The 25,147-nt window shown below is 67.0% G+C and carries 23 protein-coding genes; 17 read left to right on the top strand and 6 right to left on the bottom strand.

All coding sequences use genetic code 11. The features are described from left to right. Positions 1-10: 10 nt before the first annotated feature. The 3 genes from WFQ67_RS03395 to phhA all read right to left on the bottom strand — a co-directional run bounded on the left by WFQ67_RS03395 (position 11) and on the right by phhA (position 2,415). Positions 11-1,204, bottom strand: a complete 1,194-nt coding sequence (locus WFQ67_RS03395; protein ID WP_337056174.1) for an amino acid aminotransferase — start codon at positions 1,202-1,204, stop codon at positions 11-13. After that, a complete protein-coding gene (locus tag WFQ67_RS03390; RefSeq protein ID WP_213625684.1) occupies positions 1,201-1,557 on the bottom strand; it encodes a 4a-hydroxytetrahydrobiopterin dehydratase in 357 nt (118 codons plus the stop codon). The genes WFQ67_RS03395 and WFQ67_RS03390 overlap by 4 nt, the downstream gene beginning before the upstream one ends. Positions 1,558-1,623: 66 nt before the next feature. Next, positions 1,624-2,415 carry a phenylalanine 4-monooxygenase gene (gene phhA / locus WFQ67_RS03385; protein WP_111261866.1) on the bottom strand — a complete coding sequence of 264 codons (792 nt, stop codon included), beginning with the start codon at positions 2,413-2,415 and terminating at the stop codon, positions 1,624-1,626. A 257-nt stretch (positions 2,416-2,672) separates the two neighbouring features. Here phhA and WFQ67_RS03380 point away from each other — a divergent pair, with 257 nt between their 5' ends. Continuing rightward, positions 2,673-4,232 (top strand): sigma-54-dependent transcriptional regulator, encoded by a 1,560-nt coding sequence (locus WFQ67_RS03380; protein ID WP_213625683.1) that lies wholly within the window; start codon positions 2,673-2,675, stop codon positions 4,230-4,232. A 290-nt stretch (positions 4,233-4,522) separates the two neighbouring features. Here WFQ67_RS03380 and mdtI read toward each other — a convergent pair whose 3' ends face one another. Together mdtI and WFQ67_RS03370 are read right to left on the bottom strand one after the other, a co-directional pair. Beyond that, positions 4,523-4,852, bottom strand: coding sequence for a multidrug/spermidine efflux SMR transporter subunit MdtI (gene mdtI, locus WFQ67_RS03375; RefSeq protein WP_213625682.1), 330 nt, complete (start codon positions 4,850-4,852; stop codon positions 4,523-4,525). After that, positions 4,849-5,205: a multidrug efflux SMR transporter gene (locus tag WFQ67_RS03370; RefSeq protein WP_337056173.1), complete on the bottom strand. Its 357-nt coding sequence runs from the start codon at positions 5,203-5,205 to the stop codon at positions 4,849-4,851. The genes mdtI and WFQ67_RS03370 overlap by 4 nt, the downstream gene beginning before the upstream one ends. A gap of 550 nt (positions 5,206-5,755) precedes the next feature. Between WFQ67_RS03370 and acs the strand changes: the two genes are divergently transcribed. The 7 genes from acs (at position 5,756) to argR (ending at position 13,687) form a co-directional block, all read left to right on the top strand. Next, the gene (gene acs / locus WFQ67_RS03365; RefSeq protein WP_337056172.1) at positions 5,756-7,711 is read left to right on the top strand and encodes an acetate--CoA ligase; all 1,956 of its coding nucleotides are present in this window, start codon (positions 5,756-5,758) and stop codon (positions 7,709-7,711) included. A 650-nt stretch (positions 7,712-8,361) separates the two neighbouring features. Continuing rightward, the gene (locus tag WFQ67_RS03360) at positions 8,362-9,144 is read left to right on the top strand and encodes an ABC transporter substrate-binding protein (protein WP_021218460.1); all 783 of its coding nucleotides are present in this window, start codon (positions 8,362-8,364) and stop codon (positions 9,142-9,144) included. Between the two features lie 222 nt (positions 9,145-9,366). After that, the gene (locus WFQ67_RS03355) at positions 9,367-10,056 is read left to right on the top strand and encodes an ABC transporter permease (protein WP_173172296.1); all 690 of its coding nucleotides are present in this window, start codon (positions 9,367-9,369) and stop codon (positions 10,054-10,056) included. Between the two features lie 16 nt (positions 10,057-10,072). Further along, positions 10,073-10,771 (top strand): ABC transporter permease, encoded by a 699-nt coding sequence (locus tag WFQ67_RS03350; protein WP_111261873.1) that lies wholly within the window; start codon positions 10,073-10,075, stop codon positions 10,769-10,771. 3 nt (positions 10,772-10,774) lie between these two features. Then, positions 10,775-11,887, top strand: a complete 1,113-nt coding sequence (locus WFQ67_RS03345) for a succinylglutamate desuccinylase/aspartoacylase family protein (protein ID WP_337056171.1) — start codon at positions 10,775-10,777, stop codon at positions 11,885-11,887. A 24-nt stretch (positions 11,888-11,911) separates the two neighbouring features. Continuing rightward, positions 11,912-12,676, top strand: a complete 765-nt coding sequence (locus WFQ67_RS03340) for an ABC transporter ATP-binding protein (protein ID WP_021218464.1) — start codon at positions 11,912-11,914, stop codon at positions 12,674-12,676. Positions 12,677-12,706: 30 nt separating this feature from the next. Then, a complete protein-coding gene (gene argR / locus WFQ67_RS03335) occupies positions 12,707-13,687 on the top strand; it encodes a transcriptional regulator ArgR (RefSeq protein ID WP_337056170.1) in 981 nt (326 codons plus the stop codon). A gap of 117 nt (positions 13,688-13,804) precedes the next feature. Here the strand turns inward: argR and pdxR are convergent, their stop codons facing one another. Beyond that, entirely contained in the window at positions 13,805-15,292 is a 1,488-nt protein-coding gene (gene pdxR, locus WFQ67_RS03330; RefSeq protein ID WP_337056169.1) for a MocR-like pyridoxine biosynthesis transcription factor PdxR, read from the bottom strand. A gap of 165 nt (positions 15,293-15,457) precedes the next feature. Here pdxR and WFQ67_RS03325 point away from each other — a divergent pair, with 165 nt between their 5' ends. The 9 genes from WFQ67_RS03325 (at position 15,458) to ltaE (ending at position 25,090) form a co-directional block, all read left to right on the top strand. Further along, positions 15,458-15,916: a GNAT family N-acetyltransferase gene (locus WFQ67_RS03325; RefSeq protein ID WP_213625676.1), complete on the top strand. Its 459-nt coding sequence runs from the start codon at positions 15,458-15,460 to the stop codon at positions 15,914-15,916. Between the two features lie 346 nt (positions 15,917-16,262). After that, positions 16,263-17,483 carry an aspartate aminotransferase family protein gene (locus WFQ67_RS03320; protein ID WP_337056168.1) on the top strand — a complete coding sequence of 407 codons (1,221 nt, stop codon included), beginning with the start codon at positions 16,263-16,265 and terminating at the stop codon, positions 17,481-17,483. Between the two features lie 148 nt (positions 17,484-17,631). After that, the gene (gene aruF / locus WFQ67_RS03315; RefSeq protein ID WP_337056167.1) at positions 17,632-18,648 is read left to right on the top strand and encodes an arginine/ornithine succinyltransferase subunit alpha; all 1,017 of its coding nucleotides are present in this window, start codon (positions 17,632-17,634) and stop codon (positions 18,646-18,648) included. A 78-nt stretch (positions 18,649-18,726) separates the two neighbouring features. Beyond that, positions 18,727-19,752 (top strand): arginine N-succinyltransferase, encoded by a 1,026-nt coding sequence (gene astA / locus WFQ67_RS03310; RefSeq protein WP_111261880.1) that lies wholly within the window; start codon positions 18,727-18,729, stop codon positions 19,750-19,752. After that, positions 19,749-21,212, top strand: a complete 1,464-nt coding sequence (astD, locus tag WFQ67_RS03305; RefSeq protein WP_337056166.1) for a succinylglutamate-semialdehyde dehydrogenase — start codon at positions 19,749-19,751, stop codon at positions 21,210-21,212. The genes astA and astD overlap by 4 nt, the downstream gene beginning before the upstream one ends. Then, on the top strand, positions 21,209-22,555 hold the full coding sequence (gene astB, locus WFQ67_RS03300) for an N-succinylarginine dihydrolase (protein ID WP_337056165.1): 1,347 nt from the start codon (positions 21,209-21,211) through the stop codon (positions 22,553-22,555). Before astD ends, astB begins: the two co-directional genes overlap by 4 nt. An 84-nt stretch (positions 22,556-22,639) precedes the next feature. Beyond that, positions 22,640-22,936: a hypothetical protein gene (locus tag WFQ67_RS03295; RefSeq protein ID WP_021218473.1), complete on the top strand. Its 297-nt coding sequence runs from the start codon at positions 22,640-22,642 to the stop codon at positions 22,934-22,936. 10 nt (positions 22,937-22,946) lie between these two features. After that, positions 22,947-23,948, top strand: a complete 1,002-nt coding sequence (astE, locus tag WFQ67_RS03290) for a succinylglutamate desuccinylase (RefSeq protein WP_213625671.1) — start codon at positions 22,947-22,949, stop codon at positions 23,946-23,948. 137 nt (positions 23,949-24,085) lie between these two features. Continuing rightward, positions 24,086-25,090: a low-specificity L-threonine aldolase gene (ltaE, locus tag WFQ67_RS03285; RefSeq protein ID WP_337056164.1), complete on the top strand. Its 1,005-nt coding sequence runs from the start codon at positions 24,086-24,088 to the stop codon at positions 25,088-25,090. Positions 25,091-25,147 lie beyond the last annotated feature (57 nt).

Here is a 25,147-nt window from a genome sequence, read left to right as displayed (position 1 = left end):
GAGAGGCCTTTCAGCACACCCGTGCGATCGCCTGGGCCAGGTCGCCCAGGCGCGATGCGTCGAGGCCGGCGATGTTGGCGCGGCCGCTGCTGACCATGTACACGCTGGACTCGCTGCGCAGCCGGGTCACCTGATCGCTGCTGAGGCCGGTGTAGGAGAACATGCCGCGCTGGCGGGCGATGTGGGCGAAGCGCTCGGCCAGGCCGTGGGGCGTTAGGGCCTCCACCAGGCCGGCGCGCAGTTCGGCGACGCGGCGGCGCATGGCGTCCAGTTCTTCCAGCCACACGGCCTTCAGTTCGGCATCGCCGAGGATGGTGGCGACCACTGCCGCGCCATGGTCCGGCGGGGTGGACCAAAGGTTGCGGGCGATGAAGGCCAGTTGGCTGCGTACGTCGACGAGCTGGTCGGCTCTGGCGGCGCAGACGACCAGGGCGCCGGTGCGCTCGCAGTAGAGGCCGAAGTTCTTCGAGCAGGAACTGGTGATCAGCACTTCCGGCAGCGATTCGGCGAACAGGCGCACGGCCCAGGCGTCCTGTTCCAGGCCGTCGCCGAAGCCCTGGTAGGCGAAGTCCAGCAGCGGCAGCAGGCGGCGCGCGCGGACTATTTCCAGCACCCGCTGCCAGTCGTGGTGGCCCAGGTCGAAACCGGTGGGGTTGTGGCAGCAGGCGTGCAGCAACACCACGTCACCTTCCGGCACCTGTTCCAGGGCGGCGAGCATGCCGTCGAGGTCGAGGCGGTTGTCGGCGCCGACGTAGGGATAGTGGTGCACGGCCAGGCCGCTGGCGGCGAACAGGGTCTCGTGGATCGGCCAGGTCGGGTCGCTGACCCAGACGCCCCGGCCCGGCAGGCAGCGGGCGATGAACTCGGCCGCAAGGCGCAGGGCACCGGTGCCGCCCGGAGTCTGGGTCACGCCGGCACGCTGGCCGGTCAGCAGCGGCGAGCCCGCGCCCAGCACCAGCTCGCCCAGCAGGCGGCCGAAGGCGGCGTCACCGTGGCCGCCGATGTAGGTCTTGGTGCGCTGCACGTCCACCAGGCGCTGCTCGGCGAGCTTCACCGCACGGGGGATGGGGGTCAGGCCCTGGCTGTCCTTGTAGACGCCCACGCCGAGGTCGATCTTGGCCGGATTCGGGTCCGCGCGATGGGCCTCGATCAGGCCGAGGATGGGGTCGCCGGGCACGCGCCCGACCGGGGCGAAATGGCTCATTTGCGGCCCTCGGCGCGTTCGGCCACCTCGTCGGTGCGGGCGGACATGATGAAGTCGTTGCGGTGAAGGCCCTTGGCCTCGTGGCTCCACCAGGTGACGGTGACCTTGCCCCATTCGGTGAGCAGGCCCGGGTGGTGGCCTTCTTCCTCGGCGATGGCGCCCACCGCGTTGGTGAAGGCCAGGGCGTAGCGGAAGTTCTTGAAGCGGTAGACCTTCTCCAGCTGCATGATTCCGTCGCGGACTTCGATGTTCCAGTCGGGGATCTGCTTGAGCAGTTCGGCCAGTTCGGCCTCGGAGACCTTGGGCGCGTCGGCGCGACAGGCTTCGCAATGGGCTTGGGACAGTGCGGTCATGGGGTTCTCCAGGTAGAGGGCTGGCCGGTCGGTGCGGTTCGTGGCGCCAACCGGCGGGAAAGGGGTTCAGGCCGCCTTGGGCTTGGGCGGGAACTTCGGCGCGTGCAGGCCGAGGGCCATGGCCTGGTGCACTAGCGCCATGATGTCCTCGTGGGCCAGCTCGAACAGGCGCTTGAGCTCCGGCAGCACGAAGTAGAGCGGCTGCAGGATATCGATGCGGTACGGGGTGCGCATGCATTCCAGCGGGTCGAATGCCTGGTGCTCGGGCTCGCCGGAAAGACTGTAGACGGTCTCCTTCGGCGAGGAGAGGATGCCGCCGCCGTAGATGCGCCGGCCCTGTGCGGTTTCCACCAGGCCGAACTCGATGGTCATCCAGTAGAGGCGGGCGAGATAGACGCGCTCCTCCTTGGTGGCCTTGAGGCCGAGCTTGCCGTAGGTGTGGGTGAATTCGGCGAACCAGGGGTTGGTCAGCAGGGGGCAGTGGCCGAAGATCTCGTGGAAGATGTCCGGCTCCTGCAGGTAGTCCAGCTCTTCCGGCGTGCGGATGAAGGTGGCCACCGGGAATTGCTGGCTGGCCAGCAGCTCGAAGAAGGTCTGGAAGGGGATCAGTGCCGGGACGCGGGCGACGCGCCAGCCGGTGGCGGCCTGCAGCACCCGGTTGATCTCGCCCAGCTGGGGGATGCGGTCGTGGGGGAGGGCGAGGCGCTCGATGCCGTCCAGGTACTCCTGGCAGGCGCGCCCTTCGATCACCTTGAGCTGGCGGGTGATCAGGGTGTTCCACACCTGGTGCTCGCTGTCCGGGTAGTGGATGAAGTCGTTCTCGTCCGGCTCGCGGGCCACGTATTGCGTGGTTTTCATTCGGCCTCCTGGGGCGGGGCTTCGTTGTTGTGTTGGACCATGGATAACCCGGAACCCTGCAGCGCGCAGCCCGGTGGCGGCTGTAGCGGCCGGGGTGAGGGCGTAATTTTCGTAAAGAAATGTTTACGTATTGGTCGGAATCAGGCGGAGCCGCCTTGCTGGTGGGGTAAGTCGTCACATATTCTTGACGGAAAAATCGGGCAGGACGCTGATTTTCAGCCCCGCGCCCCAGACAAGAACCCGTTCCGGGGTGCCGCATGCGTATCAAAGTCCATTGCCAGAACCGCGTAGGCATCCTGCGCGACATCCTCAACCTGCTCGTCGACTACGGCATCAACGTCAACCGCGGCGAAGTCGGCGGCGACCAGGGCAACGCGATCTACCTGCTCTGCCCGAACCTGATCAACCTTCAACTGCAATCGCTGCGACCGAAGCTCGAGGGCATTCCCGGGGTCTTCGGCGTCAAGCGCGTGGGGCTGATGCCCAGCGAGCGTCGCCACCTGGAGCTGAACGCGCTGCTCGGGGCCCTGGAGTTCCCGGTGCTGTCCATCGACATGGGCGGCTCCATCGTCGCCGCCAACCGTGCCGCCGCGCAGCTGCTTGGCGTGCGCGTGGACGAGGTGCCGGGCATCCCGCTGTCGCGCTACACCGAGGATTTCGACCTGCCGGAGCTGGTGCGGGCCAACAAGGCGCGCATCAACGGCCTGCGGGTGAAGGTCAAGGGCGATGTGTTCCTCGCCGATATCGCGCCGCTGCAATCCGAGCACGACGAGAGCGAGGCGCTGGCCGGCGCGGTGCTCACCCTGCACCGCGCGGACCGCGTGGGCGAGCGCATCTACCACGTGCGCAAGCAGGAGCTGCGCGGCTTCGACAGCATCTTCCAGAGTTCGCGGGTGATGGCCGCCGTGGTGCGCGAGGCCCGGCGCATGGCGCCCCTGGACGCGCCGCTGCTGATCGAGGGCGAGACCGGCACCGGCAAGGAGCTGCTGGCCCGCGCCTGTCACCTGGCGAGCCCGCGCGGGCAATCGCCCTTCATGGCGCTGAACTGCGCCGGCCTGCCTGAGTCCATGGCCGAGACCGAGCTGTTCGGCTACGGCCCCGGCGCCTTCGAGGGCGCGCGCCCGGAAGGCAAGCTCGGCCTGCTGGAGCTGACCGCCGGCGGCACGCTGTTCCTCGATGGCGTCGGCGAGATGAGCCCGCGCCTGCAGGCCAAGTTGCTGCGCTTCCTCCAGGACGGCTGCTTCCGCCGCGTGGGCAGTGACGAGGAGGTGTACCTGGACGTGCGGGTGATCTGCGCGACCCAGGTGGATCTCTCCGAACTCTGCGCCCGGGGCGAGTTCCGCCAGGACCTCTATCACCGCCTCAACGTGCTGTCGCTGCACATCCCGCCGCTGCGCGAGTGCCTGGACGGGCTGGGGCCGCTGGTGGAGCACTTCCTCGACTCGGCCAGCCGGCAGATCGGCTGCGCCTTGCCCCGCCTGGCGCCCCAGGCCCTGGAGCGCCTTGGCCATTACCACTGGCCGGGCAACGTGCGGCAGTTGGAGAACGTGCTGTTCCAGGCCGTTTCCCTGTGCGAGGGGGGCACGGTGAAGGCCGAGCACATCCGCCTGCCGGACTACGGCGCGCCGCAGCCGCTGGGGGACTTCTCCCTGGATGGCGGGCTGGAGGCCATCCTCGGGCGTTTCGAGAAGGCGGTGCTCGAACGCCTGTTCGCCGACCATCCGAGCAGCCGCCAGCTGGGCAAGCGCCTGGGCGTGTCGCACACCACCATCGCCAACAAGCTGCGCCAGCACGGGCTGGGGCGCGAGGAGACCTAGCGGGTTGTTGAAACCCATTGCGTTGCCGCTGCGGCGTTGGAAGCGCCCGCAAGATGCCCGGTGATCTGCGCTCCCGGTCGGTTCGTCTCGGCTGCCGTTCAGGTTCCAACGGCCTGTTAGACCTTGGTGCAATGGCCCGGGGGCAGGCGGGCGGGTAAAAAGGGCGCTGTCTGAATCTTGCGTGATGCGGACACAAGCGTTTCTACATTCCTCTCCCGGAATGATTGAACGGGCGACCCGAGGGTCGCCCATTTTTTTGCCTGCGATTTGCCCCTTGGCAGAGGGACTGGTCACGCCAGTTTCAGCAGGCCCATTCCCAGCACCAGCATGACCAGGCCGAGCCAGCCCTTCCAGGCCAGGCGCTGGCCGAACAGTGCCCAGCCCATGGCGACCGTGGCGAGGATGCCGAAGCCGCCCCAGATGGCGTACGCCAGTGACAGGTCGATGCCGCGCACCGCCTGGGCCAGTGCGGTGAAGGCCGCCAGGATGCAGAGGATGGAGACGGCGCCGAGCACGCGGCGACGGAAGCCGTCGGAGTACTTGAGCAGGACGTTGGCCAGCACTTCCAGGGCGATGGCCACGCCCAGCCAGGCGAAATGGATCCAGGTTACGCCGTTCATGCTGCCACCTCCTGGTCGCGGGCCACGGGCTCGGTGCGGGTGCCGAACTTGATCAGCAGGATGCCGACGATCATCACGGCCAGGCCGAGCGCCTTCGCCAGGCCCAGGCTCTCGCCCAGCCAGGCGACGCTGACGGCGGTGATCAGGACGATGCCGATGCCTTCCCACAGCGCATAGGCGACGCCAACCGGGACGCGCTTCACCGCCAGGGCGAGGAAGAAGTAGGACAGGCCGATCAGCACGTACATCAACAGGTAGCCGAGCAGGGGTGCGTGTTGGGTGGCGAATTTCATTGAGGTGGTGCCGACGACTTCGAAGAAGATCGCCGTAAGCAGGTAGAACCAGGAACGCATGGTGCCCTCCCATGGGCATGCAGGGGCGTCGTCATGGGGACGGACGCCAGGGAGTCTCGGTGGTTGGCGAGCGCGGGGTCAATTTCGTGGAATCCCGGCGCGGCCAGCGGTGGTCGAGGGGGAGGGCGCTAGAGGTCGCCGGTCCAGTGTCCTTCGCGGGACACCAGGCGGGAGAAGTGCAGGGAGTAGGGCTTTGTGTTCGACATAATGAACACAAAATTACCATTTGGAATCGAATAAAGCCAATCGATAGATTTTGGCTAAATGTTTCGGCCTGTATTCGCGGTTTTTGGCAGGCGTGGTGGCGTGTGCATGAAAACGTCCGTTCGTTTTTATGTTCATTTTCATGCGTCCGGCCGCTGCCCGGCAACGCCGAAGGGGGCGTGCCGTCGACCCGTGCGCCCGCCTGGGCAGGGCCTGGCCGCGAGGGCTCTGCGACGGCCTTAGACCATAGTCCGTATGCGGTAAGACCATGGTCGAATGGCCCCACAGGGAGGCGGGGGATACAAAAGGCGGCATACAAAAACAACTACCCGTCGAGGTATGAGACATGAGTGCTGCTTCACTGTATCCGGTGCGTCCCGAGGTGGCTGAGAAGTCGCTGACCAACGAGGCGACCTACAAGGCCATGTACCAGCAGTCGGTGATCAACCCCGATGGCTTCTGGCGCGAGCAGGCTCAGCGCATCGACTGGATCAAGCCGTTCACCAAGGTCAAGCAGACCTCCTTCGACGACCACCACGTCGACATCAAGTGGTTCGCCGACGGCACCCTCAACCTCTCCGCCAACTGCCTGGACCGTCACCTCGCCGAGCGTGGCGACCAACTGGCGATCATCTGGGAAGGCGACGACCCGTCCGAGCACCGCAACATCACCTACCGCGAACTGCACGCCGAAGTGTGCAAGTTCGCCAACGCCCTGCGCGGCCAGGATGTGCACCGCGGTGACGTGGTCACCATCTACATGCCGATGATCCCCGAGGCGGTGGTGGCCATGCTGGCCTGTACCCGTATCGGCGCCATCCATTCCGTGGTCTTCGGCGGCTTCTCCCCCGAGGCCCTGGCCGGTCGCATCATCGACTGCAGGTCCAAGGTGGTGATCACCGCCGACGAAGGCCTGCGCGGCGGCAAGAAGACCGCCCTGAAAGCCAATGTCGACGACGCCCTGACCAACCCCGAGACCAACAGCGTGCAGAAGCTGATCGTGGTCAAGCGCACCGGTTCGGACATCAAGTGGAACCCGCACCGCGACGTCTGGTACGAGGACCTGATGAAGGTCGCCTCCAGCCAGTGCCTGCCGAAGGAAATGGGCGCCGAGGACCCGCTGTTCATCCTCTACACCTCCGGCTCCACCGGTAAGCCCAAGGGCGTGCTGCACACCACCGGCGGCTACCTGGTCTACGCCTCGCTGACCCACGAGCGCGTGTTCGACTACCGTCCGGGCGAAGTCTTCTGGTGCACCGCCGACATCGGCTGGGTCACCGGCCACACCTACCTGGTGTACGGGCCGCTGTCCAACGGCGCCACCACCCTGATGTTCGAGGGCGTGCCGAACTACCCGGACGTCAGCCGCGTCGCCAGGATCATCGACAAGCACAAGGTCAACATCCTCTACACCGCCCCCACCGCCATCCGCGCGATGATGGCCGAGGGCAAGGCCGCCGTGGCCGGTGCCGACGGCTCCAGCCTGCGCCTGCTGGGTTCGGTGGGCGAGCCGATCAACCCGGAAGCCTGGCACTGGTACTACGAGAACGTCGGCCAGTCCCGCTGCCCGATCGTCGACACCTGGTGGCAGACCGAGACCGGCGCCTGCCTGATGACCCCGCTGCCGGGGGCCCACGCCCTGAAGCCGGGCTCCGCCGCGCGGCCCTTCTTCGGCGTGCAGCCGGCCCTGGTGGACAACCTGGGCAACCTGATCGAGGGCGCCGCCGAAGGCAACCTGGTGATCATCGACTCCTGGCCGGGCCAGGCCCGTACCCTGTACGGCGATCACGACCGCTTCGTCGACACCTACTTCAAGACCTTCAAGGGCATGTACTTCACCGGTGACGGTGCCCGTCGCGACGAGGACGGCTACTACTGGATCACCGGCCGCGTCGACGATGTGCTCAACGTCTCCGGCCACCGCATGGGCACCGCCGAGATCGAGAGCGCGATGGTCGCCCACCCGAAAGTCGCCGAGGCTGCCGTGGTCGGCGTCCCCCACGACATCAAGGGGCAGGGCATCTACGTCTACGTCACCCTCAACGCGGGCGTGGAGTCCTCCGAAGCGCTGCGCCAGGAACTGAAGCAGTGGGTGCGCCGCGAGATCGGCCCCATCGCCACGCCGGACGTGATCCAGTGGGCACCCGGCCTGCCCAAGACCCGCTCCGGCAAGATCATGCGCCGCATCCTGCGCAAGATCGCCGTGGCCGAGTACGACACCCTCGGCGACATCTCCACGCTGGCCGATCCCGGCGTGGTGCAGCACCTCATCGACACCCACCGCACCATGCAGGCCGCCTGACCCGGCGCCCGCGCGCAACACCCACGCCCCGCCCCGGCCACAAGCCGCGGCGGGGCGTTTTCGTTCCTGCCGGGGAGGGCTTCGCAGGGTGACGGGGCGGGGTGTGTTTGCTGCTCGTCCGGCGCGTGCCTCGCACCGGGAATCCCGGTTCCGGAAGCGCCAAGCGACTGATTTATATCGGCGAAGCGACTTTGTGCGGAAAGGGGCGGGACCGACCGGTCAGGGTAACGCCGGGGTTGTTACGCGCCGCGCCGAAACGGGGCGAGTGGAAACACTCCGCCTCGAAACGGTGCGCGGAAATGGCTGTTCAGAAAATAAGAAAGAAGATGTAAGCCTTGTGCTACAAGGGTTAGCGAATTTATGGCGCGGTAATTGCTTTTTCAATCGGTTGATTGTCTTTCTGCTCCTTGCATATTCATGAGGAGCTGTCAACCTCCCTCCCCGGGCCGTCCTGGCCTTTTGTAATTTGTTGTCGCATTGAAGAAATATCGACTTTAGGGCTGTCGCTAGAATGCCGCTCACCCGGCCAAGGCCATTTTCCCTGAGATCGATCAAGGTAAACCCGGCGCCTCTTTCTACAATTCATCGCAAGGCCTGGGCATACCCTCACTCTGCCAGCAGAAGCCATACCCATTCGTAGGAGTCAAAAGATGAAGAAGATCGCACTTCTCGGCGCCATGGCGCTTTCCCTGTTGTCGCCGCTGGCTGCTGTGGCCGATGAAGCCAAACCCCTGCGCATCGGTATCGAGGCGGCCTACCCGCCCTTCGCCTACAAGACTCCGGACGGCAAGATCACCGGCTTCGACTACGACATCGGCAACGCCCTGTGCGCCGAGATGAAGGTCGAGTGCAAGTGGATCGAGCAGGAGTTCGATGGCCTGATCCCGGCCCTCAAGGTGCGCAAGTTCGACGCCATCCTGTCGTCGATGACCATCACCGATGAGCGCAAGAAGTCCGTGGACTTCACCGGCAAGTACTACCAGACCCCGATCAAGCTGGCGATGAAGGCCGGCACCGTGATCAACGACCCGCTGGTCGACCTGAAAGGCAAGAAGGTCGGTGTGCAGCGCGCCAGCACCTACGACCGCTTCGCCACCGAGGTGTATGCACCGGCTGGTATCGAAGTGGTGCGCTACAGCTCGCAGAACGAAGTGTTCCTCGACATGACCTCCGGCCGCCTCGACGCGACCCTGGCCGATGCCGTGAACATCGATGACGGTTTCCTCAAGACCGAGGCTGGCAAGGGCTTCGCCCTGGTGGGCCCGGACTACACCGATCCGAAGTACTTCGGTGAGGGCGCCGGCATCGCCGTGCGCAAGGGCGACAAGGCCCTGGCCGACAAGATCACCGCCGCCATTGCCGCCATCCGCGCCAACGGCAAGTACAAGGAAGTGCAGGACAAGTACTTCCAGTTCGACGTGTACGGCAACTGATCGAGACTCCGAGTCACTGAGGCCCTGCCCGGTTTCTCGGTGCCTTGATACGGGTTGCCATTCCCCGGAAGTGGCACAACCAGGACGTTGAGGTCGCCAGCGAGCGACCGCAGCGCCGCGACGCCAGGCTCCACGGTTCGCGGCTAACCTGCAGGTTGTGCCACTTTTTCGTTGCAGCGGTGCTGTCCGGTTCCATCCGGGGCGCTGCATGAGGACCTGAACATGCTCAACGGCTACGGCTCGACCATTCTCGATGGTGCCTGGCTCACCCTTCTGCTGGCCCTGTCGTCCATGTCCATGGCCATCGTCCTGGGCCTGGTCGGCGCGGCGTTCCGCCTGTCGCCGGTGCGCTGGCTGGCGCTGCTGGGCGAGACCTATGCCACGGTGATCCGCGGCATTCCCGACCTGGTGCTGATCCTGCTGATCTTCTACGGCGGCCAGCAGGTGGTGAACATGGTCGCGCCCATGGTCGGCTACGAGGACTACATCGACCTCGACCCGTTCTGGTCCGGGGTCTTCACCCTGGGCTTCATCTTCGGTGCCTACCTGTCCGAGACCTTCCGTGGCGCCTTCATGGCCATCCCCAAGGGCCAGGGCGAGGCCGGCTTCGCCTACGGCATGAATGGCCGCCAGGTGTTCTTCCGCGTACTGGTGCCGCAGATGATCCGCCTGGCCATCCCCGGCTTCACCAACAACTGGCTGGTGCTGACCAAGGCCACCGCGCTGGTCTCGGTGGTCGGCCTGCAGGACATGATGTTCAAGGCCAAGAGCGCCGCGGACGCGACCCGCGAGCCCTTCACCTTCTACCTGGCCGTGGCCGCGCTCTACCTGGTGCTGACCAGCGTTTCCCTGCTGGCCCTGCGCTTCCTGGAAAAACGCTATTCCGCCGGCATCAAGGCCGCCGAGCTGTGATCAAGAGGGCGCACGCGTGATCTTCGACTACAACGTCATCCTGGAAAACCTGCCGCTCTACTTCGGTGGTGTGCTGGTCACCCTCAAGCTCCTGGCGATCTCCCTTGCCCTGGGCCTGCTGGCGGCCGTGCCCCTGGCGCTGATGCGGGTCTCCAAGCAGCCGGCGATCAACTTCCCGGCCTGGCTCTACACCTACGTCATCCGCGGCACCCCGATGCTGGTGCAGCTGTTCCTCATCTACTACGGCCTGGCGCAGTTCGCCTGGGTGCGCGAGAGCGCCCTGTGGCCCTACCTGTCCAACGCGACCTTCTGCGCCTGCCTGGCCTTCGCCATCAACACCAGCGCCTATACGGCCGAGATCCTCGCCGGCAGCATCCGCGCCACGCCCCATGGCGAGATCGAGGCGGCCAAGGCCATCGGCATGTCGCGGGCCAAGCTGTACCGCCGCATCCTGCTGCCCTCGGCCCTGCGCCGTGCGCTGCCGCAGTACAGCAACGAGGTGATCATGATGCTGCACACCACCAGCCTCGCCTCCATCGTCACCCTGATCGACATCACCGGCGCGGCGCGCACCGTGAACTCGCAGTACTACCTGCCGTTCGAGGCGTTCATCACCGCCGGCCTGTTCTACCTGTGCCTGACCTTCATCCTGGTGCGCCTGTTCAAGCTGGCCGAGCGCCGCTGGCTGGCCTACCTGGCCCCTCGCAAGGCCTGACCCATGCAGCGCATCGACCACCTCCTGCCCTGGGGCATTCCCGGCACCCGCCGCGAGCTGACGGTCTTCCGTTTCGGCTCGGGCGAGCGCAAGGCCTATATCCAGGCCTCGTTGCACGCCGACGAGCTGCCGGGCATGCGCGTGGCGGTGGAGCTGAAGAAGCGCCTGGCCGAGCTGGAGGCCGAAGGGCGCCTGGCCGGTGTGATCGAGCTGGTGCCCGTGGCCAACCCCATCGGCCTCGGGCAGATGCTCCAGGCCAACCACCTGGGGCGTTTCGAGCTCGCCAGCGGCAAGAACTTCAACCGTGGCTTCGCCGACCTGGCCGAGCTGGTGGCACCGATGCTGGAGGGCCGCCTGGGCAGTGACGTGGCGGCCAACGTGCGGTCGATCCGCAACGCCATGCAGGTCGCCCTGGATGGCCTGGCGCCGGCCGCCTCCGAGCTCCAGGGCCTGCAGCGCCTGCTGCTGCGCCACGCCTGCGACGCCGACCTGGTGCTCGACCTGCATTGCGACTTCGATGCGGTGGTGCACCTCTACATGATTCCCCAGCAGGCGGAAGCCTTCCGCCCGCTGGCCGCGCGCCTGGGTGCCGGCGCCATGCTGGTGGCCGAGGATTCCGGCGGCAGTTCGTTCGACGAGGCCTGCTCCATGGCCTGGCTGCGCCTGCAGCGTCGCTTCCCCGATTGCGCCATTCCGCTGGCTGGCGTGGCGGCGACCGTGGAGCTGGGCGGCATGGCCGACACCGAGCGTGAGCGCGCCGAAGCCAGTTGCGAGGCCATCCTCGCTTTCCTCGCCGGGCAGGGACTGATCGGCGGCGACTGGCCGCCGGCCCCTGCGCCCGGTTGCGAGGTGACGCCCTTCGAGGGCGCCGAATACGCCTGTGCCCCCCATGCCGGGGTGGTGAGTTTCCTGCAGCCGGTGGGGGCGCTGGTCGAGGCGGGTGATCCGCTGTTCGAGGTGATCGACCCCTTGAGCGACCGCCACAGCGTGGTGCGTGCCTCCACCCGCGGCGTGCTGTACGTGCGCGAACGCCTGCGTTTCGCGCAGCCCGGACTGTGGCTGGCCAAGGTGGCCGGCCATGTACCCATTCGTCAGGGACGCTTGTTGAGCGACTGATCCATTCGCATCGAGACCGAGACCATGTACAAACTGGAAGTCCAAGACCTGCACAAGCGCTATGGCAGCCATGAAGTCCTCAAGGGCGTGTCCCTGGCGGCCAAGGCGGGCGATGTGATCAGCATCATCGGCTCGAGCGGCTCGGGCAAGAGCACCTTCCTGCGCTGCATCAACATGCTCGAGCAGCCCCATGGCGGCAAGATCCTGCTCAACGGCGAGGAGCTGAAGCTGGTGGCCAATCGCGATGGCGGCCTCAAGGCGGCCGAGCCCAAGCAGCTGCAGCGCATGCGCTCGCGCCTGGCGATGGTGTTCCAGCACTTCAACCTGTGGTCGCACATGAGCGCCCTGGAGAACGTCATCGAGGCGCCCGTGCATGTGCTCGGCGTGCCGAAGAAGGAAGCCATCGAGAAGGCCGAGCACTACCTGGCCAAGGTGGGCGTCGCCCATCGCAAGGACGCCTACCCGGCGCACATGTCCGGCGGCGAGCAGCAGCGTGTGGCCATCGCCCGTGCGCTGGCGGTGGAGCCCGAGGTGATGCTGTTCGACGAGCCCACGTCCGCGCTCGACCCCGAGCTGGTGGGTGAGGTGCTCAAGGTGATGAAGGACCTGGCCACCGAAGGCCGCACCATGGTGGTGGTGACCCACGAGATGGGCTTCGCCCGCGAGGTCTCCAACCAGCTGATCTTCCTGCACAAGGGTGTGGTCGAGGAGACCGGTTGCCCGCGCGAAGTGTTGGCCAATCCGCAATCCGAGCGCCTCAAGCAGTTCCTCTCGGGGAGCCTGAAGTAATTCATGCCAACTGCGGCTAAGCTGCCTGCCATGACTGCCCATCGAATCGGTTTTCTCCTCTGGCCCGGCACCAAGGCCATGACCCTGGCGCTGGCCGAGGAAGCACTTCGTGTCGCCCAGAAGCTGCACCCCGAAGTGGTCTACGAGCTGCATTTCCTCCAGGCCGAGGTGCCCTCCGAGGGTGCCTGGCGCCTGCCCGGCGAGGCCTGGACCGGTCGGCTCGAAGGGCTCACTCGCCTGTTCCTGCTGGCTGACGAGCCGCCCGCGCCGATGTCCGCCGCGCTGTCGGCGGCGATCAAGCAGCTGGTGCGTGCCGGCTGCGTGATCGGCGGCCTGTCGGCGGGGGTCTATCCGCTGGCCCAGCTCGGCCTGCTCGACGGTTACCGCGCGGCGGTGCACTGGCGCTGGCAGGACGACTTCACCGAGCGCTTCCCCAAGGTCATCGCCACCAGCCACCTGTTCGACTGGGACCGTGATCGCCTTAGCGCCTGTGGCGGCCTTTCGGTCCTCGACCTGCTGCTGGCGGTGCTGGCTCGCGATCATGGCGCCGAGCTGGCGGGCGCGGTCTCCGAGGAGCTGGTGGTGGAGCGCATCCGCGAGGGCGGCGAGCGCCAGCGCATCCCGCTGCAGAACCGCCTCGGCTCCAGCCACCCGAAGCTCACCCAGGCGGTGTTGCTGATGGAGGCCAACATCGAGGAGCCGCTGACCACCGACGAGATCGCCCAGCACGTATGCGTGTCGCGTCGCCAGCTGGAGCGCATCTTCAAGCAGTACCTCAACCGGGTGCCCAGCCAGTACTACCTGGAGCTGCGCCTGAACAAGGCCCGGCAGATGCTGATGCAGACCAGCAAGTCGATCATCCAGATCGGCCTGTCCTGCGGCTTTTCCTCCGGCCCGCACTTCTCCAGCGCCTACCGCAACTTCTTCGGCGTCACGCCCCGCGAAGACCGCAACCAGCGGCGCAGCGGCGGCCCCTTCGACAACCAGCCGGCACTCGCCGAGCGCGGTTGAGCACGAGCACCGGGTGGGCGTCGTGCCTGCCTGGTGTTCTTCCTTTCTCCTTTCTTCGCTCACCCTGATGCATCGGCCTGTTGGGCCGCGCTGCGCTTGGCGCCAACCTACGAGAACTCAGGTGCGGCGGCGGGGGAGCAGGCAGCGTTCCAGCGTGGTGACCGCGCGCTTGAGTTCTTCCGGGGTGTAGGCCGCGAAGCCCATGAGGAAGCCCGGCTGCGCCGGGCGTTCGACATAGAGCCCGCTCAGCCCCAGCAGGTCGATGCCCGCGTGGCGCGCAGCGGCGACGGCGGTGGCTTCGGGCAGGTCCCCGGTGAGCAGGCAGGGCATTTGCAGCCCTCCGGCCGGAACGCGGGGTTCGATCACCGCGCTCAGTCTCTTTTCCAGCAGCTCCGCGAGGAGGGCCAGGCGCTCAGCATAGAGGGTGCGCATGCCGCGGACGTAGGCGCCGAAGTGCCCGCCGCTGATGAAGCGCGCCAGTGTCAGCTGGGCGATGGAGGCGGTATGGCCGTCCTGCAGGGAGCGGGCGGTGGTCATGGGTTCCACCAGGGCCGGCGGCAGCACCAGGTAGCCGATGCGCAGCCCCGGGAACAACGACTTGGTGAAGGTGCCGATGTAAAGCGTCCGCTCGTGCGCGTCCAGGCCCTGGACGCAGGCGGTGGGCCGGCCCGCGTAGTGGAACTCGCTGTCGTAGTCGTCCTCGATGATCCAGGCCCGTTCCCGCTTGGCCCATTCGATCAGTGCCAGCCGTCGCTCCAGGGACAGGGTCGCGCCGGACGGAAACTGGTGGGAGGGCGTCAGGTACACCGCCCTAGCGGGGTGCGAGTGGGTCAGGAGCCGGTCGACCTGCAGGCCGTCCGCGTCGACGGGGATGGCTTGGCAAACCAGACCCGCCGCCTCGAAGGCCTTGCGCGCGCCGTAGTACACCGGGTCTTCGACGAAGATCCGCTCGCCCGCATCCAGCAGCACGTTGGCGCACAGCCCCAGCGCCTGCTGCGAGCTGGTGAGCACCAGCACCTGGTCCGCCGTGGTGCGGGCGCCGCGCTCCAGGTTGACGTAGTCGGCAATGGCACGACGCAAGGCTTCCTGCCCCTGCGGATCGCCATGCAGCAGGGCCTTCGAGCCGTATTCCTTGAGCGCCTGGCGTTGCAGGCGCTCCCATGTCTGCAGGGGGAATGTGCGCGTCTCGGGCACGCCGTGGGCGAACGGACGGGGGGCGAGGTGTTCGCGCACGCCGCCCTGGCGCGCCATGGCCTGGCCGCGCTGGCTCAGGCCGGCCCCATCCTCCGACGCCTTGCGCGTACGGCGGGCAGGCCTGCCGGGTGACAGCCGGGTGGCCTCGGCGACGAAGCTGCCGCTGCCGACGCGGCGCTCGATGAAGCCTTCGGCATGCAGCTGGCCGTAGGCGGCCTCGATGGTGTCGCGGGAAACGCCGAGGGAGCTGGCCAGCTGGCGTGAGGCGGGCAGCGGCGTGCCCGACGCCAGGGCGCCGTCCAGTATCAGTTGGCGGAGGGTGCGCTGGATCCGCGCGTGCAGGGGCAGGGGGCTGAGTTCCGGATGGGCCAGGCGGGCCTTGACCGATTCCAGCAGGGCGTTCTTGAACAATTGGTCTGCTCTTGATGCATTCATTGGTGGGGATAATCCGGCCAATGGGGCGCTATAAAACCGTCCTGGTCAAGCCTGGCAGGGCCGGCGCAGAGGGCGCCGGCTCCGGTGGTTGACCTGCGGTTCCGGGGGAGAGGCCCGCCGGATCAAGACAGGAGCATTTCCATGACAGCTGTGCAGCAACTCATATCGGTACGCCCCGTGGTGGCGGAGGACTTCGAGAAATGGGCCGGGTACTGGGACAAGTACCAGGCGTTCTATGCCGTGGACCTGGGCGCGGAGACCACCCGGGCGACCTGGGCGCGGTTCTTCGATGGCGACGAGCCGGTCCATTGCGCCGTCGCCACGGACGGTGAGCGCATCCATGGCTTCGTCCATTTCGTCTTCCACCGCTCGACCTGGGCGTTGAACGACTTCTGCTACCTGGAGGATCTCTACGTATCGCCCAGCGTGCGTGGCCAGAAGATCGGCAAGGCGCTCATCGAGTACGTGCAGGGGCAGGCCCGGGAAAAGCAGTGCGACAGGCTGTACTGGCACACCCAGGAAACCAACACGACCGCCCAGCGGCTGTATGACTGGATCGCCGAGCGGCCGGGCGTGATCGAGTACCGGATGGCGCTCTAGCGGCCGGAAGGTCCCCGTCGCGGAGCCCGCTCGGGCTCCGCGCCACGGGTCTGCGCAAGCAGCCCTTGCGAGTGAGCCGGAACCGTCCGGTTCCGGCAGTTGCCGATCGCCATTCGCGTCGCCCTCCAAGCCCCGCCGGTCATCCGCTGACCGATGCGCTGCGCCTCGTGCGTCCCGTGGCGATCCGCGTTTAAACTGCGCCTTCCCGAAGCTTTCTGTCGCATTTCCGAAAGCCTCGGATTTTCGCGGGTTGGCGCTGTAAGAAGTTGTCGCTTGGCGGCAATGCCAACCCCGAATCTGTCCCTACAATCCTTTCATCACTAGCCGTCCATGGCAGGAGAAACTGATGTCCGTTGAGCATGCGCAGGTCGAGCGCGCCGATTTCGATCAGGTGATGGTTCCCAACTACGCACCCGCCGCCTTCATTCCCGTCCGTGGCGAGGGTTCGCGAGTCTGGGACCAGAGTGGCCGCGAACTGATCGATTTCGCCGGCGGTATCGCCGTGAACTCCCTCGGCCATGCTCACCCGGCGCTGGTCAAGGCGCTGACCGACCAGGCCAACAAGATCTGGCACGTCTCCAACGTCTTCACCAACGAGCCGGCCCTGCGCCTGGCCAAGAAGCTGGTGGCCGCCACCTTCGCCGAGCGCGTGTTCCTCGCCAACTCCGGCGCCGAGGCCAACGAGGCCGCGTTCAAGCTGGCCCGTCGCTACGCCCATGACGTCTATGGCCCGCAGAAGCACGAGATCATCTCGGCCACCAACAGCTTCCACGGCCGCACCCTGTTCACCGTGACCGTCGGTGGCCAGCCCAAGTATTCCGACGGCTTCGGCCCCAAGGTGGAGGGCATCACCCATGTGCCCTTCAATGACCTGGACGCGCTGAAGGCCGCCATCTCCGACAAGACCTGCGCCGTGGTGCTCGAGCCCGTGCAGGGCGAAGGCGGCGTGCTGCCGGCCACCCAGGCCTACCTGGAAGGCGCGCGCAAGCTCTGCGACGAGCACAGCGCGCTGCTGGTGTTCGACGAAGTGCAGAGCGGCATGGGCCGCAGCGGCAAGCTGTTCGCCTACCAGAACTACGGCGTCACCCCGGACATCCTCTCCAGCGCCAAGAGCCTGGGCGGCGGCTTCCCCATCGGCGCCATGCTGACCACCACCGAGATCGCCAAGCACCTGGTGGTGGGCACCCACGGCACCACCTACGGCGGCAACCCGCTGGCCAGTGCCGTGGCCGAGGCCGTGCTCGACGTGATCAACACCCCGGAAGTGCTCAGCGGCATCAACGCCAAGCACGACCGCTTCAAGACCCGTCTCGAGGCGATCGGCCGGAAGTACGGCATCTTCACCGAAGTGCGTGGCCTCGGCCTGTTGATCGGTGCGGCCCTGTCCGATGCCTGGAAGGGCAAGGCCAAGGACGTGCTCAACGCCGCCGAGAAGGAAGCGGTGATGGTGCTGCAGGCCGGCCCGGACGTGGTGCGTTTCGCGCCCAGCCTGGTGATCCCGGATGCCGACATCGACGAGGGCCTGGATCGCTTCGAGCGCGCCGTGGCCAAGCTGACCCAGGCCTGAGGCCAGGGCGATACGCGGCACAGGGCTGTGCCGCGGTTCCGATTCCAGGGATGAACGTTTTTCATGCGTGATCGGCGGCCATTGGCCGCCGTTTTCTCCGGCCGACCGTGCATGGGTTGTCCGGAGCCTTTATTGAAGGAGTGACACCATGCTGGTGATGCGCCCCGCGCAAATGGCCGACCTTGCCGATGTTCAGCGCCTGGCTGCGGACAGCCCCGTTGGTGTCACTTCGCTGCCGGACGACGCCGAGCGCCTCGGCGAGAAGATCGCCGCCTCGGAAGCCTCGTTCGCCGCCGAAGTCAGCTTCAACGGCGAGGAGAGCTATTTCTTCGTCCTCGAAGACACCGAGACCGGCCGCCTGGTCGGCTGCTCGGCCATCGTCGCCTCGGCGGGCTTCTCCGAGCCCTTCTACAGCTTCCGCAACGAGACCTTCGTCCACGCCTCGCGCGAGCTGAAGATCCACAACAAGATCCACGTCCTCTCGCTGTGCCACGACCTCACCGGCAACAGCCTGCTGACCAGCTTCTACGTGCAGCGCGAGCTGGTGGGCACCGCCAGCGCCGAGCTCAACTCCCGGGCGCGCCTGATGTTCATGGCCAGCCACCCGGAGCGCTTCGCCGATGCGGTGGTGGTGGAGATCGTCGGCTACAGCGACGACGAGGGCGAGTCGCCGTTCTGGAACGCCGTGGGCCGCAACTTCTTCGACCTGAACTACGTCGAGGCGGAGCGCCTGTCGGGCCTGAAGAGCCGCACCTTCCTCGCCGAGCTGATGCCCAACTACCCCATCTACGTGCCGCTGCTGCCGGACGAGGCCCAGGAATCCATGGGCCAGGTGCACCCGCGCGCGCAGATCACCTTCGACATCCTGATGCGCGAAGGCTTCGAGACCGACAACTACATCGACATCTTCGATGGCGGCCCGACCCTGCACGCACGCACCTCCGGCATCCGCTCCATCGCCCAGAGCCGCGTCGTGCCGGTGCGCATCGGCGAGCAGCAGAAGGGGGGCCGCCAGTACCTGGTGAGCAACGGCCTGCTGCAGGACTTCCGTGCCCTGGTGGCCGACCTCGACTGGGTGCCCGGCAAGCCGGTGGAACTCAGCCTGGAGATTGCCGAAGCCCTCGGTGTGGGTGAAGGCGCCAGCGTGCGCCTGGTAGCGATTTAAACCGAAGCGCCAAGCGGGGGCCCCTGCCGCCCGACTTGCAGCTTGCCGCTTGAAGCTTGCAGCTCTAACGGAGTCTCTATGATCGTTCGTCCCGTACGCAGCGCCGACCTGCCTGCCCTGATCGACCTGGCGCGCAGCACCGGTGCCGGCCTCACCACCCTCCCGGCCAACGAGGAGCGCCTGGCGCATCGCGTGGGCTGGGCGGAGAAGGCCTTCACCGGCCAAGCCGAGCGGGGCGATGCGGACTACCTGTTCGTACTCGAGGACGACGACGGCAAGGTGGTGGGCATCTCCGCCGTGGCCGGCGCCGTCGGCCTGCGCGAGCCCTGGTACAACTACCGCGTCGGGCTCACCGTCAGCGCCTCGCAGGAGCTGAACATCCACCGGCAGATCCCCACCCTGTTCCTGGCCAACGACCTGACCGGCAACTCCGAGCTGTGCTCGCTGTTCCTGCACGCCGGCTACCGCACCGGCCTCAACGGCCGCCTGCTGTCCAAGGCACGCTTCCTGTTCATCGCCGAGTTCCCCGAGCTGTTCGGCGACAAGGTGATCGCCGAAATGCGCGGCATGTCCGACGAGCACGGTGTCTCGCCGTTCTGGGAGAGCCTGGGCCGGCATTTCTTCAAGATGGAATTCTCCCGCGCGGACTACCTCACCGGCGTCGGCAACAAGGCCTTCATCGCCGAGCTGATGCCCAAGTTCCCGCTCTACACCTGCTTCCTCTCCGAGGCGGCGCGCGATGTCATCGGCCGCGTGCACGCCGACACCGAGCCGGCGCTGGCCATGCTCAAGGGCGAGGGCTTCAGCTTCCAGGGCTACGTCGACATCTTCGACGCCGGCCCGGCCATCGAGTGCCAGACCGCGAAGATCCGCGCCGTGCAGGACAGCCAGGCGCTGGTGCTGGCCGTGGGCACGCCGGGCGACGATGCCACGCCGTACCTGATCCACAACCGCAAGCGCGAGGATTGCCGCATCACCGCCGCCCCGGCCCGCCTGGCCGCCGGCACCCTGGTGGTCGATGCCGATACCGCCAAGCGCCTGAAACTCTCGGCTGGCGCTTCGGTCCGCGCCGTGCCGCTGTCGGCCAAGGAGTCCGTCAAATGAGCACCCATTACATCGCAGGCGCCTGGCAGCCCGGGCAGGGCGAGGCCTTCGACTCGCTGAACCCGGTCACCCAGGAATCCGTATGGAGCGGCCAGGGCGCCAGCGCCGAGCAGGTCGAAGCCGCCGTGGCCGCCGCCCGTGCCGCCTTCCCGGCCTGGGCCCGACTGAGCCTGGATGCGCGCATCGCCGTTCTCGAGCGCTTCGCCGCCACCCTCAAGACCCGCGCCGACGAGCTGGCCCGCTGCATCGGCGAGGAGACCGGCAAGCCCTTGTGGGAGTCGGCCACCGAGGTGACCACCATGGTCAACAAGGTCGCCATCTCCATCCAGAGCTACCGCGAGCGCACCGGCGAGAAGAGCGGCCCGCTGGCCGACGCCACGGCCGTGCTGCGCCACAAGCCCCACGGCGTGGTCGCCGTGTTCGGCCCCTACAACTTCCCCGGCCACCTGCCCAACGGCCACATCGTGCCCGCGCTGCTGGCCGGCAATGCCGTGGTGTTCAAGCCCAGCGAGCTGACCCCCAAGGTGGCCGAGCTGACGGTCCAGTGCTGGATCGAGGCGGGCCTGCCTGCCGGCGTGCTCAACCTGGTGCAGGGTGCCCGCGAGACCGGCATCGCCCTGGCCGCGAGCGCCGGCATCGACGGCCTGTTCTTCACCGGCTCCAGCCGCACCGGCAACCTGCTGCACCAGCAGTTCGCCGGCCGCCCGGACAAGATCCTGGCGCTGGAGATGGGTGGCAACAACCCGCTGGTGGTGGACGAGGTGGCCGATGTCGACGCGGCCGTCTACACCATCATCCAGTCCGCCTTCATCTCCGCCGGCCAGCGCTGCACCTGTGCCCGCCGCCTGCTGGTGCCGGTCGGCGCCTGGGGCGACGCGCTGCTGGCGCGCCTGGTGGCGGTGGCGGCGAGCATCCAGGTCGGCGCCTTCGACGCCCAGCCGGCACCCTTCATGGGCTCGGTGATCTCCCTGGACGCCGCGCGCCACCTGCTCAAGGCCCAGGAGCACCTGATCGCCCAGGGCGCCACGGCGCTGCTGGCCATGTCCCAGCCGCTGGAGACCGCCGCGCTGCTGACCCCCGGCATCCTCGACGTCACCGCCGTGGCCGAGCGCCCTGACGAAGAGTTCTTCGGCCCGCTGCTGCAGGTGATCCGCTACGCCGATTTCGACGCTGCCGTGGCCGAGGCCAACGCCACCCAGTACGGCCTGGCCGCCGGCCTGCTCTCGGACTCCCGCGAGCTGTACCAGCGCTTCTTCATCGAGAGCCGCGCCGGCATCGTCAACTGGAACAAACAACTGACCGGGGCCGCGAGCAGCGCACCCTTCGGGGGCATCGGCGCGTCGGGCAACCACCGCGCCAGCGCCTACTACGCCGCTGACTACTGCGCCTACCCGGTCGCCTCGCTGGAAAGCGAAACCCTTGCCCTGCCTGCAACCCTGACGCCTGGAGTCAGCCTATGAGCGCCCATGAAGTGAACTTCGACGGTCTAGTCGGCCCGACCCACAACTACGGTGGCCTGTCCTACGGCAACGTGGCGTCGCAGAGCAACAGCCAGGCCGTCTCCAGCCCGAAGGAAGCCGCCCTGCAGGGCCTGGCGAAGATGAAGGCGCTGATGGAGATGGGCTTCAAGCAGGGCGTGCTCGCCCCGCAGGAGCGCCCCAACGTCGCCGCGCTGCGCAGCCTCGGCTTCGCCGGGACCGACGCCCAGGTGATCGAGAAGGCCGCCCGTGACGCCATGCCGCTGCTGGCCGCCTGCAGCTCGGCATCGAGCATGTGGACCGCCAACGCCTGCACCGTCAGCCCCAGCGCCGACACTTCGGACGGCCGCGTGCACTTCACCGCTGCCAACCTCAATTGCAAGTTCCACCGCAGCATCGAGCACCCCACCACCAGCCGCGTGCTGGGGGCGATGTTCGCCGACGAGCGCCACTTCGCCCACCACGCCGCGCTGCCGGCGGTGGCGCAGTTCGGTGACGAAGGCGCGGCCAACCACACCCGTTTCTGCAAGGGCTATGGCGAGGCCGGCGTGGAGTTCTTCGTGTTCGGCCGCAGCGCCTTCGACAGCCGCTTCCCGGCACCCTCGCGCTACCCGGCGCGGCAGACCCTGGAGGCCAGCCAGGCCGTCGCGCGCCTGCACGGGCTGAGCGAGGCCGGTGTGGTCTACGCCCAGCAGAACCCGGCGGTGATCGACCAGGGTGTGTTTCACAATGACGTGATCGCGGTGGGCAATGGCGAGGTGCTGTTCCACCACGAGGACGCCTTCCTCGACACCGACAAGGTGCTGGCCGAGTTGCACGACAAGCTGGGCCGCGTCGGTGGCCGCTTCCAGGCCGTGTGCGTACCGCGTGCGGCGGTGACGGTGGAGGACGCCGTGCGTTCCTACCTGTTCAACAGCCAGCTGCTCAGCCGCGCCGATGGCAGCATGCTGCTGATCGTCCCGGAGGAGTGCCGCAACAACGCACGGGTGTGGAACTACCTGCAGACCCTCACCGCCGAGGACGGCCCGGTCCGCGAGGTGAAGGTCTTCGACCTCAAGCAGAGCATGCAGAACGGCGGCGGCCCGGCATGCCTGCGCCTGCGCGTGGCGCTCAAGGACAACGAACTGGCAGCGGTCAACCAGGGCGTCATCCTCACCCCCTCGCTCTACGACACCCTGACCGCCTGGGTGGAGAAGCACTACCGCGACCGCCTGAGCGAAACCGACCTGGCTGATCCACAATTGCTCACCGAATGCCGCACGGCATTGGATGAGCTGACGCAGATCCTTAAACTGGGCGCCGTTTATCCGTTTCAACTGAATTGAGCGGCAAGCGCCAAGCGACAAGCTTCAAGTAGAAGCCGCCGCCTACACTTGCCGCTTGTCGCTTACGACTTGGAGCTTTATTAAATGTCCGACGCCCTGCAACTCATCCTCGAAGACACCGACGGTACCCAGCTCGAAACCTCCTGCACCCGCTTCGCGGTGATGTGGCAGGGCAAGGAGGTCTGGATCCAGACCGCCGGCAACGGCCAGCTGCTGATCGGTGTCGATGTCGAGGAAGGCGATACCGAGTACGCCAACCTGCTGCTGCGCCCGCTGGCGACCAACCTGGTCAGCCTGCAGCTGGAGATGGAGCCGGCCGATGCCGGTGATGACGACGAGGACGGGCATGTGCATGGCCCGGACTGCAACCACGATCATTGAGGACGCGCGGATGTTGGCCCTTGGCAAACTGCTTGAACTGACCCTGGCCGGCCGCGAGCCGACCGAGAAAATTCAACTGACCGCCGAGGGCGCCCGCCTGCACTGGCTGGGCGAGGGGGCGCTTGAAGTCACCCCGCCCGTCCATGCCGACAATGGCATGGACCTGCTGCTCTCCGCCGGCATCCATGGCAACGAGACGGCGCCGATCGAGCTGCTCGACCGCCTGTTGCAGGGTGTCGCCCGGGGCGAGCTCAAGCCCCGCTCGCGCATTCTCTTCCTGCTCGGCAACCCCGAGGCCATGCGTCGCGGCGAACGCTATGTCGAGCAGGACATCAACCGCCTGTTCAATGGCCGCCACGAGCAGACCAGCGGTTTCGAGGCCATGCGCGCCAACGAGCTGGAGCGCCTGGCCGCGGCGTTCTTCATCAAGCCGGGCCGTACCCGCCTGCATTACGACCTGCACACCGCCATCCGGGGCTCGAAGATCGAGCAGTTCGCCCTCTACCCTTACAAGGAAGGGCGCGAGCATTCCCGTCGCGAGCTGGCGCGCCTGGGTGCCGCCGGCATCGAGGCGGTGCTGCTGCAGAACAAGACCGGCATCACCTTCAGCTCCTACACCTATGCCAGCCTGGACGCCGAGGCGTTCACCCTGGAGCTGGGTAAGGCGCGCCCGTTCGGCCAGAACGGCCAGGTCAACCTCGACCTGCTGGAGGCACGTCTGCGCCTGCTGGTGGAGGGCGCGGAACCGGAAGGCGAGGGCGAGGACCTCGGCCCATTGCAGCTGTTCGCCGTGTCCCGCGAGGTGATCAAGCACAGCGATGCCTTCCAGCTGCACCTGCCGACGGACATCGAGAACTTCAGCGAGCTGCCGGTCGGCTACCTGCTGGCTGACGACATCGCCGGCACCCGCTGGGTGATCGAGGAGGAGGGCGCGCGCATCATCTTCCCCAATCCGAAGGTGAAGAACGGCCTGCGCGCCGGCATCCTCATCGTTCCCGCCGAGGTCGACTGACGGGCGCCTGCTTCCCTCCCGTGCTGACACCCGGGCTACCGCTTCGCCGGCTCTTTCCGAGCTTCGACATTTGCCTACTTGCTCGCCTCGCCGCGCTCCTTTAGGGTCGTTCCCTTACCCAGCCAAGGAGCCCCGAGATGGCCGTCATAGACCTGCGCAGCGATACCGTCACCCAACCCACGCCCGGCATGCGCGATGCCATGCAGGCGGCGCCGCTGGGTGATGACGTCTATGGCGAAGACCCCACCGTCAACCGCCTGGAGGCCACGCTCGCCGAGCGCCTGGGCTTCGAGGCCGCGCTCTTCGTGCCCACCGGCACCATGAGCAACCTGCTGGGGCTGATGGCCCATTGCGAACGCGGCGACGAATACATCGTCGGCCAGCAGGCCCACACCTATAAGTACGAGGGCGGTGGTGCGGCGGTGCTCGGGTCGATCCAGCCGCAGCCCATCGATGGTGAAGCGGATGGCTCCCTCGACCTGGCGAAAGTCGAGGCGGCGATCAAGCAGGACGATTTCCACTTCGCCCGCACCCGCCTGCTGGCGCTGGAGAACACCATGCAGGGCAAGGTCCTGCCCCTGGAATACCTGGCGGCGGCCCGCGAGATGACCCGCCGTCGCGGCCTGGCGCTGCACCTGGACGGCGCCCGCCTGTACAACGCGGCGGTGAAGCAGGGCGTGGATGCCCGCGAGATCACCCGTCACTTCGATTCGGTTTCGGTGTGCCTGTCCAAGGGCCTGGGCGCCCCGATCGGCTCGGTGCTCTGTGGCAGCGCGGCACTGATCGCCAAGGCCCGGCGCCTGCGCAAGATGGTCGGTGGCGGCATGCGCCAGGCCGGGTTGCTGGCCGCAGCCGGCCTCTACGCCCTGGATCACCAGGTGCAGCGCCTGGCGGACGACCATGCCAACGCCGCGCGCCTGGGCGCCGGGTTGGCCGAACTGGGCTACGGCGTGGAGCCGGTGCAGAGCAACATGGTCTATGTTGATCTGGGCTCGCAGGCGCCGGCGCTCAAGGCGTTCATGGCCGAGCGGGGCATCGTCCTCAGTGCGGCGCCGCGCCTGCGCATGGTCACCCACCTGGACGTCGACGCCGCCGGCATCGAGCGGGTTATCGAGGCGTTCGCCGAGTTTCGTCGCAGCTGATTACCCGATAGCGTTCGATAGTCGCTTTCTATCGCATAAAGGCACTATCCCGCCGGC

Origin of the sequence: Pseudomonas sp. USHLN015, from assembly GCF_037153275.1 — a bacterium.
GTDB classification, from domain to species: domain Bacteria; phylum Pseudomonadota; class Gammaproteobacteria; order Pseudomonadales; family Pseudomonadaceae; genus Metapseudomonas; species Metapseudomonas tohonis.
This window is presented reverse-complemented; position numbering and strand designations above follow the sequence as displayed.